Genomic DNA, 14,588 nt, shown 5'->3' on the forward strand with positions numbered 1-14,588 from the left:
GTTTCAAGTCGCTGGTAGCGTGTCGATCACGTTTGGCGATAGCGGGACAAGAAATTGGCAAAGCGGTCGAGCGCGTCGCCGAGCTGGTCGGCCCAGGGCAGCGTCACGATACGCACGTGGTCGGGGGCTGGCCAGTTGAAGGCGGTACCTTGCACCAGCAGTATTTTCTCTTGCAGAAGCAAATCCAGCACCAGCTGCTGGTCATCTTTGATATTGAACACCTTGGGGTCCAAGCGCGGAAAAGCGTAGAGCGCGCCTTTGGGCGTCACGCAGGAGACCCCGGGAATCGCGTTGAGCTTCTCGACGGTAATGTCGCGTTGGGCCAGCAATCGCCCGCCCGGCAGAATCAGGTCGTTGATCGACTGATACCCGCCAAGCGCCGTTTGAATAGCGTGTTGGGCCGGTACATTGGCGCATAGCCGCATCGAGGCCAGCATGGTCAGGCCCTGAATGAAGTCCTTCGCCCGCTGCTTCGCTAGGGTTCCAGAGATCGTCATCCAGCCAGAGCGAAAGCCGGCGCAGCGGTAACTTTTCGACAGGCCATTCATGGTGATCACGAGCTGGTCATCGTCGGCTAGTGCGCCAGTGGCGGTGTGCTCGACCCCGTCGTAGAGGATCTTGTCGTAGATCTCATCGGAGAACACCACCAAGTTGTGTTCTTGGGCGATATCGAGCACTTCCCTGACCACTTCCGGGGGGTAGACCGCCCCGGTGGGGTTATTGGGGTTGATGACCACGATAGCACGGGTGCGGCTGGTGACTTTGGCGCGAATATCGGCGATATCCGGTGCCCAGTCGGCCTGCTCGTCGCACAGATAATGCACGCCATGGCCGCCGGAGAGATGAGCGGCTGCCGTCCATAGCGGGTAGTCGGGCGCGGGAATCAGCACCTCGTCGCCATCATTCAATAGCGCCTGCATGGCCATGACGATTAGCTCGGACACGCCGTTACCAATGTAGATATCTTCGATACCCACCCCAGGAATCTGCTTACGCTGACACTCCTGCATGATCGCCTTGCGGGCGGAGTAGAGGCCTTTGGAATCACAGTAGCCCTGGGCGGTGGGCAGGTTGCGCATCACGTCCTGCAAAATCTCTTCCGGCGCCTCGAAGCCAAACGGTGCCGGGTTGCCAATGTTGAGCTTCAAAATCCGCTGGCCTTCCTCTTCCAGGCGCTTGGCGTGGTCGAGGACCGGGCCGCGGATGTCGTAGCAAACGTTGTGCAGTTTGTGTGATTTTTTTAGCGTGTGTGATTCTCTAGGCTGGGGCGTGTCCATGGGGTGCGTTATCCAAAAGTGTCCAGTGCCGTGGAAGTGTCTGTTGTTGGCTTATTATGCGTCGGATAGGGCCGGGCTGTCTTGGTCGTTTTGCTCGGGCGGCGGCGGAATGTCTGCGGGGGTTTCAAGCGTTACCCGGCCAAGCTTTCCATCGCGTAGCTCATGCAGCAGCACCTCGGCGCCACGGTGAAGATCCACTTCGCCGCCGGGGCGCAGGCCACCGCGTTTACCGGCAATCTCTTTGAGAATGGCGTGACCATCGAACCCGGCCAGCGCCAGGAAGTCGGGCCTTTTCGGCCCGTCGGCATCTACGTCATCTGACTCGGGGGCTGCGTAGGTGGGCAGCGCTTTGAGCTTGTAACGGGCGGTGAGCTCGGCGGGGTAGCGTTTGGCGAGCTCTGCGCAGGCAACGATGGCCACGTCGGTATACTCGATGGCAGTATCGCGAATCGCACCGCTAGCCGCCAAACGGTAGGCGCTCGCTTGGTCTTCGATTTTCGGCCACAGCACTCCGGGGGTGTCGATCAGCGCGACACGCCCGTCGATGCGCACTTTTTGCTGGCGCTTGGTGACCGCCGGCTCGTTACCGGTTTTGGCAATTTTGCGACCGGCCAAGCCGTTGATCAGCGTCGATTTACCGACGTTAGGGATGCCCATCACCATCACGCGTACATCGCGGTCGGCACGCACCGCACCGGCCAGCTCGTGGCACAGTTTGGGAATCTTCTTGAGCTCGCGGGTCTGTGTGGTGGTAATCGCCAGAGCGCGGGTGTCTGCCTGGGCATCAAAAAAGGCCACCCACTCGTCGGTACGAACGGGGTCGGCCAAGTCGGCGCGGGAAAGAATTTTCAGCACCGGCTTATGGCGAGTCAGCTCGGCCAGCATCGGGTTGGCGCTGGAGTAGGGCAGGCGCGCGTCGAGCACCTCGATGACCACATCGATTTCTGGCAGCGCGTCCTTGATCTGGCGGCGGGCCTTATTCATATGTCCGGGGAACCAGCCGAGCATGGGGGTCTCCTACAAGCACAAAAAAAGCGGGCGACCATTCTAGCAGATGGTGCCCGCCTTGCCGTGCTTCCTTTCAAAGGTTACTCGTCGGGGTGGAACTCCAACGAGACGGAGTTGATACAGTAGCGCAAACCGGTGGTGTCAGGAGGTCCATCCGGAAAGACGTGGCCCAGATGAGCGTCGCAGTGCGAGCAGACCACTTCGGTGCGAGTCATGCCGTGGGACGTATCGCGGTGCTCCTCGACACAACGAGCCCCCAGTGGGCGATCAAAGCTGGGCCAGCCGCAGCCCGCATCGAACTTATGCTCATTCTCGAACAGTGGCGCGTGGCAGCAAACGCAGTGGTAAATACCTTGAGCATCGCTTACCTGGTGATCTCCGGTAAACGGTCGTTCGGTGCCTTTCTCCCGGGCAACCCGGTACTGCTCGGGCGTGAGCTGCTTGCGCCACTCGTCGGGGGATTTTTCAATTTTCGCCATGGGAATCTCCTCTCCCTCTGGTTGCCGTTTATCAGAGGCTGTCTAAGGCGGCTAGCCTATTAGCGTTAGCACGCATCGTAGCGAGTGCGGCAAGGCTAACGACAATGGGCCGCCTGTCCAAGTTCAGCATGTGCGAAAGTGATAAAATCCGCCAGTCGCTTTCCACACTAAACCGCTGAAGGCTCCTTAAACACCCGCTGAAGGCTCCTTACACGCTAGCCGCTCCCCCGTTGCTGCGCGGGTCGTGGGCGCTCTCGATCAGGCCATTCGGGTGGCGCACGATGCCGCCTGCGTGGCCCATGGTGTCGCTGAACGCCTCTGGCAGTACCTCTACGTCGTGGCCTGCGGTGGCAAGTTCGGCCACTAAGCGGTCATCAAAGCGCTCTTCTAATTTCAGGTTAGTGCTGGACTCTCCCCAGGTGCGCCCCAATAGCCAGCGCGGTGCGGTGACGGCTTGCTGCAGTGGCATGCCGTGCAGCGCGTAGCGGGAGAACACGGCGGCTTGAGTTTGCGGCTGGCCTTCGCCGCCCATGGTGCCGTACACCATCGTGCGCCCATCGTTGAACAGTGCCAGCGCGGGGTTGAGCGTGTGGAAGGGTTTGCGGCCAGGGGCTAAACCGCGTAAATCGTCAGGGTCGAGCGAGAAGCTAATGCCGCGGTTTTGCCACAGCACGCCGCTCTCAGGCAGTACCACGCCGCTGCCAAACTCCCAGTAGATGCTCTGAATAAAGCTCACCGAGCGGCCTTCGCTGTCGACGGTGCCCATCCAAATAGTATCGCCGGGCGCAGGTTCGTGAGGCCAAGGTAGCGCCTGGTTAGGATTAATCTCGGCAGCTTCTGCACCAATGCGCTCTTCGCTGAGAAGCTCCTGTAGCGGCGTGGGAACTCGGTGTGGGTCTGTAACGTAGCGGTCGCGCAGCATAAAGGCGCGTTTGGTGGCTTCAATTAACCCGTGCAGGTGGTCAAAGCCATTGGGCTCGGCGGCTTTAACGCGCTCGTAAATGCCCAAAATCATCAGCGATGCCATGCCTTGAGTAGGCGCGGGCAGGTTATACAGTGTTGCGTCGTTGAGGCGCACGTGCAGCGGTGTGACTTGCTGAGCGCGGTAAGCGTGAAAATCGGCTAAGCGTAGTGGGCTGCCGAGTGCCTCCAGATCCTTCGCCATGCTGGCGGCGAGTTCACCCCGGTAGAAGTCTTCCAGCCCGGCGCTGGCGAGGCGTTTCAACGTCTTCGCCAGGCGGGGCTGGCGCAGGCGCTCGCCTTCGCGGGGGACTTGACCGTCAAGCAGCAGGGCATCGCTGAAGCCGGGGCTTTGGCGCAAGCGCTCCAGGTGTTTGGCGGTGAGCGTTTCCTGGCTTTGCGAAACGGCCACCCCTTCATCGGCGTGACGAATGGCGTCGGCCAGCAGCGTGGTCAGCGGCAGCGCGTTACCCCAACCCGCCGCCACATTGAGCGCTTCCTGCCAGCCACTAATCGTGCCTGCCATGGTAAGCGCGGCTTTTGGGCCGCGTTCAGGGATGTGCGATTCCCCGGCGTAAAAATCGCCGTTGGCGAGTTGTGCAGCGGGGCCGCAAGCGTCGATGGCCACTGGCGATTTGCCGGGCTCGTGAATCAACCAAAAACCGTCGCCCCCCAGGGCGTTCATGTGTGGGTAGACCACGGCGATGGCCGCTGCTGCTGCGACCATGGCTTCGACAGCGTTGCCACCCTGTTTCAAAACATCGCGACCGGCGCTGGCGGCCAAGTGGTGTGACGCGACACAGCTGCCGCCGTAACTACGTTGGGTGTGGAGCATTGAAGAGTCCTTTGTTATTAGTTGTGGTTACCAGCCAATGGCATCGGGTAGCCACGTGGCTATGCTTGGGAACATAAACACTAGCGCCACGGCTAAAAATTGCAGCCCGATAAAGGGTAGCGCCCCTTTGTAGATATCCAGTGTGGTCACCTCTTTGGGCGCGACGCCTTTCAAGAAAAATAGCGACCAGCCAAAGGGCGGGGTAAGAAACGATGTTTGCAGCACCAGTCCCACTAAAATACCCAGCCACACCATATCCACGCCCATCTGTATAAAGAAGGGCAAAAAGAGCGGTAGAGCAATATAGCTAATTTCGATCCATTCCAAGAAGAAACCCAGCACGAACATCAGTAGTAGCATGAACAGCAGTGCGCCAAACTCGCCACCGGGCACCCAGTCAAACATGCGTTCTACCAAGTGTTCGCCCCCCAGCCCGCGGAAGGCAAGGCCAAAGACCTGCGCGCTGATTAAAATAAAAAAGACCATGGCGGAGATCACTAGCGTGGCTTTGGCCACGTCGCTTAATAGCGATATGGTCAACCGTCCCGAGCAGGCAACGAACACCAACGCCCCCAGCGCGCCCATGGCGGCGGCTTCCGTGGGAGCCGCAATGCCGCCAATAATGGAGCCGAGTACTGCAAACACCAGACCCACGGGTGGACCCACTACCGTCATCACCTTGTACAGTAACTGCCTTTTGCTAAGCTCAGCGCGCTCTTCTGCCGGGATGGGGGGCATCATGCCGGGATAAAGCTGTGCCACCACTAAAATCGCCACGATGTAGATACCCGCTAGCGCTAACCCGGGGACCATGGCAGCGGCGAACATCGTGCCCACCGATTCACCCAGGATTTCGGCCAATAGAATGAGTACCAAGCTAGGCGGAATGATTTGGCCCAATGTGCCTGAGGCGCAAATCATGCCGGTGGCCAAGGTTTTGGGGTAGCCTCTGCGAAGCAGGGTGGGCAGTGTCAGCAGGCCCAGGGTGACGATAGTCGCGCCCACGATACCGGTAGCGGCTCCTAACAGCACGCCAACGAAAATAATCGCCACGCCCATCCCGCCGGAAAGCCCGCCGAACAAGTGGCCAATCACATCGATCAGCTCTTCGGCTAGCTTCGATTTCTCCAGCATGACGCCCATGAACACGAACAGGGGTATCGCCATGAAGGTGTAGTTGGTCACCACGCCGTAAATGCGCGAGGGCAGCAGGTTAAATAGCACAGGGCCAAAGCCGAGATAGCCAAATACAAAAGCCGTGACGGCAATACTGATCGCTACCGGAATGCCGATTAACAGCAGTACAAAAAAGGCGACGATCATGCCGATCGCGAGCCACTCATTAGGAGACATGCGTTATTCACCTCGGTTTGGTAGAGCAAACCCTTGGCGCAGCGCATGGGCCAAGCCCTGAAGCGCCAATAAAAGAAACCCGAAGGGGATAAGAGCTTTGAGCACCCAGCGCAGCGGCAGGCCGCCTGGGTTGGGAGAGGCCTCGTTCCGAAGATAGGACTGCTCGACCCAGGGCAGCGTTAACCAGGCGATATAGAGCCCCATGGCCAGCAGCAGCAAGCCGCCAATCACTTCGATCACCCGCTGTAAGGCTTCCGGAAAGCGCTCGTAAAACACATCGACCCGCACCTGTTCGCCCATGAACAAAAGGTACGACATACCGAATAGCGCAATGGGGGAGATCAAGTGCCACTGCAACTCTTGTAGCCACACGGCGCCAATGCTGAACAGGTAGCGCATCACCACATCGCCTGCGACTAGGGCCACCAGTACCACGCAGATCCAAGCGGCGATCCAGCCAAATAGCCGGACCACCGCCTCGATCCCGTGGACAACGCGTTCCACGGTTTGCATATCACACCCCAATGATGTCGTTTAACCAAGCGCGTTCGCTGGCGCCTGCCCAGCGGTCATGGTTGGCCTTGAAGGCCATGTAGCTGTCGTGGACTTTGCGCACCATTGGGTCGGCGTTGGCTTCGGTGGCCAGCGTATCCATGGTGGCTTCGCGCAGGGCATTCACTACGGGGTCGGGCAGCATGCTGGCGGTGACGCCGTGGTTATCGACCAGGTCGGTCATCGCTTCGCCGTTCACCGCTTCGGACCAGGTGACACTCTCAAGACATGCGGCCATGCAGGCGCTCTTCACGATCATCTTCAGGTCTTCCGGCAGTTCGTCCCAGTGCTGCTTGGAAATGAGCAGCTCGCCGGTAGTAGAGGGTTCATGCCAGCCCGTGGTGTGATAGAACTTGGCCGCGTTTTGCAGCCCCATGCGGCGGTCTTGATACGGGCCAACGAACTCAGCGGCGTCGATCACGCCACGCTCTAGCGCCGGGAAAATTTCACCGCCGGGCAGTACACGGGCATCGACGCCCAGTGCCGAGTAGACTTTGCCTGCAAGGCCGGGCACGCGCATGCGTAAACCGTTGAGTTGTCCGATATCCTCGATGGGCTCGCGGAACCAGCCAGTCATCTGCACGCCAGTGTTGTTGAGCGGTAGGGCGACCATGCCGTAAGGAGCATAGACCTCTTCCCACAGTTCTAAGCCGCCGCCGTGGTAGAGCCATGCCATATGCCCCATGAAGCTCATGCCGAAGGGCACGGTGGTGAAGTATTGAGCGGCAAAGGTGGTGCCCGACCAGAAGTAGCTGTTGGCTGCGTTCATTTGGATGGTGCCGCTCTGCACGGCTTCGAACCCTTCCAGTGCAGGAATCAATTCACCCGCTGCGAAGTGCTGGATGTTCAAACGCCCGCCGGACATCGCGTTGATCTTGGCAATCACATCGGTAGGGCTGCCGGGGCCTTCGACATAGAAGGGCGAGCCGGGGCTGTAAGCGTTGGTCATGCGCCAGTTGAAGCGCTCGGAGGATTGAGCGCTTGCCACACTAGGTGCGCCAAGCACTAAGCCAGCCGTGGAGGTCAGTGCAGCGGTGGTAAGAAACTTGCGACGAGTAAAAGACATAAGGCACCTCAAGCAGTCGGGAAGCGAAGAGTCGTGGAGCAGTTACGTCGTTGGATCGTTAATGAGACTGCAAGGGGTGTGCCAAAAAATCGATTTTATTGTAAATGAAAGATTTTTAGCGGTTTGTCGTTACTGTCAGAGAACAGGAGGGCTACACGGTCGATGAACTCAGTAGCGGCAAGTGCACCGATGTGATGCGTATGCGCGCTGTAAACACTCTGTTAGGCACTACAATTGCGCAGCGTTTGTTTTGAGCCACCTTACTGCCTCATGAACCATCAATTAATGTTTTGATATCAGAGTGCTTGACACTCGACCCTCGTCCTGAGTAATATACGCGCCACCTCGACGAGGCAATGAAACGTCCCATTCGTCTAGTGGTCTAGGACACCGCCCTTTCACGGCGGGAACAGGGGTTCGAACCCCCTATGGGACGCCAATTAAGTCGTTCAGGTATCGGAGTTGCGGGAATAGCTCAGTGGTAGAGCATCGCCTTGCCAAGGCGAGGGTCGAGAGTTCGAATCTCTTTTCCCGCTCCAGTACGTCCCATTCGTCTAGTGGTCCAGGACACCGCCCTTTCACGGCGGGAACAGGGGTTCGAACCCCCTATGGGACGCCAATCCGATAGCAGAAATGCTAATAGTGAGACAGCCTGTTTAGCGGGAATAGCTCAGTGGTAGAGCATCGCCTTGCCAAGGCGAGGGTCGAGAGTTCGAATCTCTTTTCCCGCTCCAGCACGTCCCATTCGTCTAGTGGTCTAGGACACCGCCCTTTCACGGCGGGAACAGGGGTTCGAACCCCCTATGGGACGCCACTCACTCTAAAGCATCGTTGCATGTTTGCGTTGCGGGAATAGCTCAGTGGTAGAGCATCGCCTTGCCAAGGCGAGGGTCGAGAGTTCGAATCTCTTTTCCCGCTCCATGCAAACCCCTTCTTGTTTCGTTACATACTCCCTTTTTTTAATCCCCTTTCGAAAAATGTTGCTACCGCCTCGTTGCGGCGCTTTCGTGTGCGCGTGTGTTGCGTTGACCGATACGTAGGGTGGGCGTGCCCAGGCGCAGGGCCTGGGCAGTGGGTGGGTCAATCCACTAGGGTGAAGTGGCCGACGACGCTATTGAGCGACTGGGAGCGCTGCTTCAAGTCGTGAGCAGACAGAGCAGTTTGCTGAACCATGGCGGCGTTGTCCTGGGTGGCTTGATCGAGCTGAGCAATGGCGACGTTGATCTGCTCGATGCCGCGCGTCTGTTCATGGGTCGCGGTAGTGATGTCGGTAAACAGCTCGTTGACGCGCTGGATGCGCTGATCGATCTCCTGCATGCGCTGTTTGGCGGCATCCACTAAGTTGGCGCCGTTGCTGACCTGGGCGTTGGAGGTATTGATCAAGCCTTTGATCTCATGCGCCGCGTTGGCCGAGCGGTTGGCTAGCTGGCGAACTTCACCAGCCACTACTGCGAACCCCCGGCCATGCTCACCCGCGCGGGCGGCCTCGACCGAAGCGTTGAGCGCCAAAATATTGGTCTGGAAAGCAATGCTGTCGATCAGCGTGACGATCTCGGTGATTTTATCCGCTTCGGCTGTTATCTCCTTCATGGACGCCACTGTATCACCGATGGCTTTCTGGCCCGCCTGAGACGTTTCATTCGCACTGTTGACCAGTGCTTTCGCCTGCTCGACGCTGTCAGCGGTTTGGCGAACCGTGGCGGTCACTTCTTCCATGCTGGAGGACGTCTGTTGAAGCGCGGCGGCCTGCTGCTCGGTGCGCGATGAAAGCTCTTGATTGCCTGCGGCGATATCGCCTGCGTTATGGTCTACGGACGTGCTGGTGGCATGAATCTCCTGCATGGCATCGTGTAGTTTGTCGCGCATCTGACAAATGTCATGCAGCAGGCTGCTCGTGTCGTTGGGATGAAGCGCCACAGGGGCCGTCAAATCGCCTTGCGCGATGCGTGATACCACGCCTGCGGCATAGCGCGGTTCCCCGCCTAGTCGGCGTAGAATGAGAGAGATCATGCCCCAAAAGGCCAGCGTGACCAGCGCGCCTGCCACGATGCCTACCAAGATGCTTTTGACGAGCTGGCGCATGATGGTACTACTGACGTCACCGACGAACACGCCGCTAGCCACGTAGACATCCCACGGCGTAAAGGCGGCTGAGTAAGCGCGCACTTTGGGCTTGGCGTCGCCCCCACGAGCAAAGTTGGAGAAGTACTCGGTAAAGCCACTGCCGGCTTGCTGCGTATTATCCAGAATGGTTTGGAAGATCAGCGTCCCCTCGGGGTCTTTGACTTGCGAAATGTCCTCTCCTACGTCACGGCTTGGGTGAGCAAGCATGCGCAGGCTGCCGTTGAACGCGAACAGGTAGTTGTCCTCTTCGCCGAAGCGCACGTCGCGTAGGGTGTTGAAGGCTTGTCGCTGCGCTTCTGGCATGGAGAGCTGGCCCTGTTCGGCAAGCTGATGGTAATGCTCCAGCGTAGACACGGCGATATCCACGGCGGTGACCATGCGCTGTTCGCGCTCGGCATACAGCAACGCGCGGCTTTGCCAAGCGTTGATCGTGATCATCATCGCCAGAATCAACCAAAGAACAACGACGCCCAGCCATCGTTGGCGGCGCAGCGGCAGTGTGGATAGCTTTTTTTGTGTGGAGGCAGACGACTCTGATGGCGAGAGATGGGTATTAGCGCCGGAGGGCGAGGTAATGGCGGTGCTCATTATCGATAGGCTCTCTTGTATGATCAGTATGTTCCCTTGAGGTGCTGCTGCCTAGCTAGGCAGGCACTGGCCTAATACTAAAGTATTAACTTGAGCGCTGCCGCAGTAATCGAGTGGCAAAGTGTCACTTAATGTAGTGCTTAATAGAGGGCAACCAGCAGCATGGAAAAGGCTTTGACGCGCTTTATGCTGCTAACTTGAAAAAATATACGCGTGCCCCGATATCTTACTCTTATCGCTTTATGCTTCCCCACTTGCTGACAGGACATGTTCATGGCCGAACCGGCATTGTCGATCCGTGGCCTTACCAAAGCGTATGGCAACGGCTTTCAAGCGTTAAAAGGTATCGATCTAGACGTCCAGCAGGGCGATTTTTTTGCGCTGTTGGGCCCCAACGGCGCAGGAAAGTCCACCACCCTAGGCGTCGTGTGTTCGCTGGTGCAGAAAACGGCGGGCAAGGTGTCGATTTTTGGGATCGACATCGATAAGGACTTCGCCAAGGCGAAGTATCAGCTCGGCGTGGTGCCTCAAGAGTTCAACTTCAACCAGTTCGAGAAGGTGCTGGATATCGTGCTGGCTCAGGCAGGCTATTACGGTATGAAGCGCAGCGAAGCGCTGCCCCGCGCCAAGCAGCTCTTGACCGATCTAGGGCTGTGGGAAAAACGCAACGGTAGCGCGCGGATGCTCTCGGGGGGCATGAAGCGCCGCCTAATGATTGCCCGCGCGTTGATGCATCGTCCCAAACTGCTGATTCTCGACGAGCCCACGGCGGGCGTCGATATCGAACTCCGCCGCAGCATGTGGGAGTACATGCGCCGCATCAACCGCGATGAGGGCACGACGATCATCCTGACGACGCACTATCTCGAAGAGGCCGAGAGCCTGTGTCGCAATATCGCCATCATCAACCACGGTGAGATCGTACGGAATACCAGCGTGCGCGAGCTGTTGGCGGAGCTGGACACCGAGACTTTTCTCTTGGACCTGGCCGAACCGTTGACACGCGTGCCTGCCATCGAAGGATTCGAGCTACAGCAGATCGAGCCGTCCCAGTTGGCGCTGGTCATTCACCGTGGCCAGCAGCTGAACGATGTGTTCAGTGCGCTGAGTGCGCAGGGGATTCAGGTGGTCTCCATGCGTAACCGTGCCAACCGCCTAGAGGAGATGTTCGTTTCCATGGTAGAGAGCAGCCAGCAGGCCATTGATCAGCGTGAGCAACAGGAGGCCAGCGCATGAATATCATGCAAACTCTGGTGGCCCTTTGGACGTTGGTGCTCAAAGAGATCAAGCGTTTTACCCGTATCTGGCCGCAAACCCTGCTGCCGCCGTCGATTACCATGGCCATGTATTTCATCATTTTTGGTAACCTGATCGGGTCGCGCATTGGTGATATGGACGGCTTCAGCTATATGGACTTCATTGTGCCAGGACTGATCATGATGTCGGTGATCACCAACAGTTACTCCAACGTGGCGTCCAGCTTCTTCTCCAACAAGTTTCAACGCTCCATCGAAGAGATGATGGTGTCACCCATGCCCAACGGCGTGATTCTCTCCGGGTTCATACTCGGCGGCATGGCGCGGGGGTTGGGCGTGGGGTTGATCGTTACTCTGGTATCGCTGTTCTTCACCCGTTTGACGGTCGAACATCCGTTATTGACGATACTGGTCGTGGTGCTGACCTCGGCGCTGTTCTCCATTGGCGGATTTATCAACGCGCTGCTGGCGAATAAATTCGACGATATCTCTATCGTGCCGACGTTCATTCTGACCCCATTGACCTATTTGGGTGGCGTGTTCTACTCGATTTCGATGCTGCCGGATTTCTGGCAGGGCGTATCGATGCTCAACCCGATCTTGTATATGGTGAACGTCTTTCGCTACGGCTTTTTGGGCGTTTCCGATATTCCGGTAGGCTGGGCACTGGCCGCTATTTTTGCCTTTATCATCGTGCTATTCATGGTCGCGCTGACCATGCTAGAGCGCGGCAAAGGCATTCGCAGCTAATGGGTGGTAACGGCCGCCCACCGACATGCCTTCATTGACATCGCACGACTGAGAGAGTGTCCATGGCACATCGCCCCGATACCTTAGAACACGCGCCCTTGGGGCGCGACTCCACTTACCCGGAGCAGTACGACGCGGGGCTTCTATACCCCATTCCTCGCGCAGCCAACCGTGCGCCGCTGGGCATCGACGAGCGTACGCTGCCGTTCGTCGGTGAAGACGAGTGGCATGCTTTCGAGGTCTCTTGGCTCAACGCGCGCGGTAAACCCATCGTCGCGGTGGCGCGTTTTCGCTTACCCGCCAGCTCGCCGCATCTCATCGAGTCCAAATCTTGGAAGCTCTATCTCAACAGTCTCAACCAAACGCGCTTTGCTAGCCAGACCGAGGTAGAGGAGACGTTGGTACACGACCTGAGCCGCGCTGCCGGTGCCAGCGTTAGCGTCGAGCTGTTGGGCGTTGATGATAGTGAGCTGGCGCCCAAGCGACTGCCGGGTGAGTGCCTGGACGACCTGGATATCGAGGTGAGCGATTACACCCCGAGTGCCATGCACCTTGCTATCAGTGATGAGATCGTCGAGGAGACGCTGCATTCGCATCTGCTAAAATCCAATTGCCCGGTGACCGGTCAGCCGGATTGGGGAAGCGTCTTGATTCGCTATAAAGGTCCCAAACTCGACCGAGAAGGGCTACTGCGCTACCTGATTGGCTACCGGCAGCACCAGGATTTTCACGAGCACTGTGTCGAGCATATCTTCACTGATTTAATGCAGCAGGCGAAGCCGGAAGAGTTGCTGGTGTTGGCGCGCTACGTGCGACGCGGCGGCTTGGACATCAGTCCGTGGCGTGCCACACCGGGCCTTGCCCCTCCCAGCCCTCTGCGCTTGGCGCGCCAGTAACGCTCACCTCAATGGATAGGAGTTTCCATGGACGCACTCACGCTGCTTCACGAACGTAGTTCCATGGGCAAGCTCGCCGAGCCTGCCCCTAACGCCGATCAGCTCAGCGCCATTTATCAGGCGGCCCTGCGTGCCCCTGACCACAAAGAACTGCGCCCGTGGCGCTTCATCGAGTTTACTGGCGAAGGCCGGGAGCGCCTAGGCGAGCTGTTTGCCGAAGCGGAGTTTCAGGAAGACCCCAGCGTCAGCGATGATACGCTCGATGCCGCGCGTAAAAAGCCGTTACGCGCGCCGATGATCATTGCCGTGATTGCCAAGGTCACTCCGGATATTCCCAAAGTACCCAAAATGGAGCAGGTGATCTCTGCTGGCTGTGCGGCTCACGGCATTCTGCTGGCCGCCCACGCGTTGGGCCTGGGAGCCATGTGGCGCAGCGGTAAGTACGCTTTTGATCCGGTGGTGCGTAAAGGTCTTGGTCTCGATGAGGAGGACGAGGTCGTGGCGTTCATCTACCTCGGCAGCCTGGGCGGACGTCACAAACCCGTGCCAAAGCACGACGCGGCAAGTTTCGTCGAGCACTGGCGCTAATGCACGCCGCCTAGCGATGAAGGAGAGCAACATGCGCCATACGCGTCAGCCGGGTATGCCATACCCTCGTTTGCCGTTACCAGACGGGGAGGAGGATCTGCGGGCTTTTCAACGTTGGCTAGAAGCCGCCATCCCTATGGTAGAGGCGCTGGGTATTACCCATATGAGTCAAGCCAATGGCGCGCTCACGTGGCAACTGGCGCTTACGCCTAATCTCAATGACAAAGGCACTGGCTTCGGCGGAGCACTGACCGCGCAAACCACGCTGCAAGGCTGGTGTTGGGTCACTCTGTGGCTTCGTCAGCAGGGCAGAGCGCAAGACGTGGTGGTCGCCGAGGCCGACCAACGGTTTCTTGCTCCGGTCACAAGGGACTATCGCCTCATCTGCACGCCCAGCCATCCGGAGGGCCCTGTCCAGCTTGCCGACAAACTCAACGAGCGAGGCAAAGGCAGTATCGAATTGACCCATCAGCTCTACTGCGGTGATGCACTCTGTTTAGAAGCCCACGGACGCTACGCCGTGCTGCCCAATGCCTAATCAGGAAAAGGCTTGCTATTTCACGGCTTAGGCCATAGAATACGCGCCGTTCTGTTGAGAAAGGCAGCGCCCGACGGCAGAGCAACAATGTGGAGAGGTGTCCGAGTGGTCGAAGGAGCACGCCTGGAAAGTGTGTAAGTCGAAAGGCTTCGAGGGTTCGAATCCCTCCCTCTCCGCCACCGAATATAGATAAGCCGCTGATTTCAGCGGCTTTTTCTTTTTCAGGCTATCTCCAGTCCCCCACTCAGTCCCCCAGTCGTTTTTGTAATGGGGGACCGTGTCATTCAGCCCCCTTGAGCCATCCTTCGCCTTCTGTGG

13 protein-coding genes and 7 tRNA genes are annotated in these 14,588 nt (G+C 58.2%); 12 read left to right on the plus strand and 8 right to left on the minus strand.

Annotation, left to right across the window (positions count from 1 at the left end; genetic code table 11):
- Positions 1-26 precede the first annotated feature (26 nt).
- The 7 genes from GYM47_RS05445 to GYM47_RS05475 form a co-directional block, all read right to left on the minus strand.
- Positions 27-1,277, minus strand: coding sequence for a pyridoxal phosphate-dependent aminotransferase (locus tag GYM47_RS05445; protein ID WP_153842339.1), 1,251 nt, complete (start codon positions 1,275-1,277; stop codon positions 27-29).
- 54 nt (positions 1,278-1,331) lie between these two features.
- Positions 1,332-2,285 carry a ribosome biogenesis GTPase YlqF gene (ylqF, locus tag GYM47_RS05450; RefSeq protein WP_153842340.1) on the minus strand — a complete coding sequence of 318 codons (954 nt, stop codon included), beginning with the start codon at positions 2,283-2,285 and terminating at the stop codon, positions 1,332-1,334.
- Between the two features lie 80 nt (positions 2,286-2,365).
- The gene (gene msrB / locus GYM47_RS05455; protein WP_153842341.1) at positions 2,366-2,764 is read right to left on the minus strand and encodes a peptide-methionine (R)-S-oxide reductase MsrB; all 399 of its coding nucleotides are present in this window, start codon (positions 2,762-2,764) and stop codon (positions 2,366-2,368) included.
- A gap of 208 nt (positions 2,765-2,972) precedes the next feature.
- Complete coding sequence (locus GYM47_RS05460) at positions 2,973-4,559, minus strand: gamma-glutamyltransferase family protein (RefSeq protein WP_153842342.1); 1,587 nt, start codon at positions 4,557-4,559, stop codon at positions 2,973-2,975.
- Positions 4,560-4,586: 27 nt separating this feature from the next.
- Positions 4,587-5,912, minus strand: coding sequence for a TRAP transporter large permease (locus GYM47_RS05465; RefSeq protein ID WP_153842343.1), 1,326 nt, complete (start codon positions 5,910-5,912; stop codon positions 4,587-4,589).
- Between the two features lie 3 nt (positions 5,913-5,915).
- On the minus strand, positions 5,916-6,425 hold the full coding sequence (locus GYM47_RS05470) for a TRAP transporter small permease subunit (protein WP_153842344.1): 510 nt from the start codon (positions 6,423-6,425) through the stop codon (positions 5,916-5,918).
- A 1-nt stretch (position 6,426) separates the two neighbouring features.
- Positions 6,427-7,530 (minus strand): TRAP transporter substrate-binding protein, encoded by a 1,104-nt coding sequence (locus tag GYM47_RS05475; RefSeq protein WP_139525496.1) that lies wholly within the window; start codon positions 7,528-7,530, stop codon positions 6,427-6,429.
- Between the two features lie 363 nt (positions 7,531-7,893).
- Between GYM47_RS05475 and GYM47_RS05480 the strand changes: the two genes are divergently transcribed.
- The 6 genes from GYM47_RS05480 (at position 7,894) to GYM47_RS05505 (ending at position 8,451) form a co-directional block, all read left to right on the plus strand.
- A tRNA-Glu gene (locus GYM47_RS05480) sits at positions 7,894-7,969 on the plus strand.
- 25 nt (positions 7,970-7,994) lie between these two features.
- A tRNA-Gly gene (locus tag GYM47_RS05485) sits at positions 7,995-8,069 on the plus strand.
- Between the two features lie 4 nt (positions 8,070-8,073).
- Positions 8,074-8,149 (plus strand) — tRNA-Glu (locus GYM47_RS05490).
- A 40-nt stretch (positions 8,150-8,189) separates the two neighbouring features.
- A tRNA-Gly gene (locus GYM47_RS05495) sits at positions 8,190-8,264 on the plus strand.
- A gap of 4 nt (positions 8,265-8,268) precedes the next feature.
- A tRNA-Glu gene (locus tag GYM47_RS05500) sits at positions 8,269-8,344 on the plus strand.
- Between the two features lie 32 nt (positions 8,345-8,376).
- A tRNA-Gly gene (locus GYM47_RS05505) sits at positions 8,377-8,451 on the plus strand.
- A 159-nt stretch (positions 8,452-8,610) separates the two neighbouring features.
- Here GYM47_RS05505 and GYM47_RS05510 read toward each other — a convergent pair.
- On the minus strand, positions 8,611-10,242 hold the full coding sequence (locus tag GYM47_RS05510) for a methyl-accepting chemotaxis protein (protein WP_153842345.1): 1,632 nt from the start codon (positions 10,240-10,242) through the stop codon (positions 8,611-8,613).
- 273 nt (positions 10,243-10,515) lie between these two features.
- Between GYM47_RS05510 and GYM47_RS05515 the strand changes: the two genes are divergently transcribed.
- The 6 genes from GYM47_RS05515 (at position 10,516) to GYM47_RS05540 (ending at position 14,449) form a co-directional block, all read left to right on the plus strand.
- Positions 10,516-11,478 carry an ABC transporter ATP-binding protein gene (locus GYM47_RS05515; protein ID WP_139525498.1) on the plus strand — a complete coding sequence of 321 codons (963 nt, stop codon included), beginning with the start codon at positions 10,516-10,518 and terminating at the stop codon, positions 11,476-11,478.
- Positions 11,475-12,248, plus strand: coding sequence for an ABC transporter permease (locus GYM47_RS05520; protein WP_139525499.1), 774 nt, complete (start codon positions 11,475-11,477; stop codon positions 12,246-12,248). The genes GYM47_RS05515 and GYM47_RS05520 overlap by 4 nt, the downstream gene beginning before the upstream one ends.
- A gap of 62 nt (positions 12,249-12,310) precedes the next feature.
- Positions 12,311-13,144 (plus strand): NADPH-dependent 7-cyano-7-deazaguanine reductase QueF, encoded by an 834-nt coding sequence (gene queF / locus GYM47_RS05525; protein WP_153842346.1) that lies wholly within the window; start codon positions 12,311-12,313, stop codon positions 13,142-13,144.
- Between the two features lie 27 nt (positions 13,145-13,171).
- Complete coding sequence (locus tag GYM47_RS05530; RefSeq protein WP_139525501.1) at positions 13,172-13,732, plus strand: nitroreductase family protein; 561 nt, start codon at positions 13,172-13,174, stop codon at positions 13,730-13,732.
- Positions 13,733-13,763: 31 nt separating this feature from the next.
- On the plus strand, positions 13,764-14,270 hold the full coding sequence (locus tag GYM47_RS05535; protein ID WP_153842347.1) for a YiiD C-terminal domain-containing protein: 507 nt from the start codon (positions 13,764-13,766) through the stop codon (positions 14,268-14,270).
- Between the two features lie 91 nt (positions 14,271-14,361).
- Positions 14,362-14,449: transfer RNA gene (locus tag GYM47_RS05540), tRNA-Ser, on the plus strand.
- The last annotated feature ends 139 nt before the right edge of the window (positions 14,450-14,588 follow it).

This window comes from Vreelandella piezotolerans, from assembly GCF_012427705.1.
Lineage (GTDB): Bacteria > Pseudomonadota > Gammaproteobacteria > Pseudomonadales > Halomonadaceae > Vreelandella > Vreelandella piezotolerans.

What these genes read in the sequence shown, in the direction of transcription:
- GYM47_RS05445 (WP_153842339.1), bottom strand. Translation starts at nt 1,277, where the DNA reads ATGGACACGCCCCAGCCTAGAGAATCACACACGCTAAAAAAATCACAC.
- ylqF (WP_153842340.1), bottom strand. Translation starts at nt 2,285, where the DNA reads ATGCTCGGCTGGTTCCCCGGACATATGAATAAGGCCCGCCGCCAGATC.
- msrB (WP_153842341.1), bottom strand. Translation starts at nt 2,764, where the DNA reads ATGGCGAAAATTGAAAAATCCCCCGACGAGTGGCGCAAGCAGCTCACG.
- GYM47_RS05460 (WP_153842342.1), bottom strand. Translation starts at nt 4,559, where the DNA reads ATGCTCCACACCCAACGTAGTTACGGCGGCAGCTGTGTCGCGTCACAC.
- GYM47_RS05465 (WP_153842343.1), bottom strand. Translation starts at nt 5,912, where the DNA reads ATGTCTCCTAATGAGTGGCTCGCGATCGGCATGATCGTCGCCTTTTTT.
- GYM47_RS05470 (WP_153842344.1), bottom strand. Translation starts at nt 6,425, where the DNA reads ATGCAAACCGTGGAACGCGTTGTCCACGGGATCGAGGCGGTGGTCCGG.
- GYM47_RS05475 (WP_139525496.1), bottom strand. Translation starts at nt 7,530, where the DNA reads ATGTCTTTTACTCGTCGCAAGTTTCTTACCACCGCTGCACTGACCTCC.
- GYM47_RS05510 (WP_153842345.1), bottom strand. Translation starts at nt 10,242, where the DNA reads ATGAGCACCGCCATTACCTCGCCCTCCGGCGCTAATACCCATCTCTCG.
- GYM47_RS05515 (WP_139525498.1), top strand. Translation starts at nt 10,516, where the DNA reads ATGGCCGAACCGGCATTGTCGATCCGTGGCCTTACCAAAGCGTATGGC.
- GYM47_RS05520 (WP_139525499.1), top strand. Translation starts at nt 11,475, where the DNA reads ATGAATATCATGCAAACTCTGGTGGCCCTTTGGACGTTGGTGCTCAAA.
- queF (WP_153842346.1), top strand. Translation starts at nt 12,311, where the DNA reads ATGGCACATCGCCCCGATACCTTAGAACACGCGCCCTTGGGGCGCGAC.
- GYM47_RS05530 (WP_139525501.1), top strand. Translation starts at nt 13,172, where the DNA reads ATGGACGCACTCACGCTGCTTCACGAACGTAGTTCCATGGGCAAGCTC.
- GYM47_RS05535 (WP_153842347.1), top strand. Translation starts at nt 13,764, where the DNA reads ATGCGCCATACGCGTCAGCCGGGTATGCCATACCCTCGTTTGCCGTTA.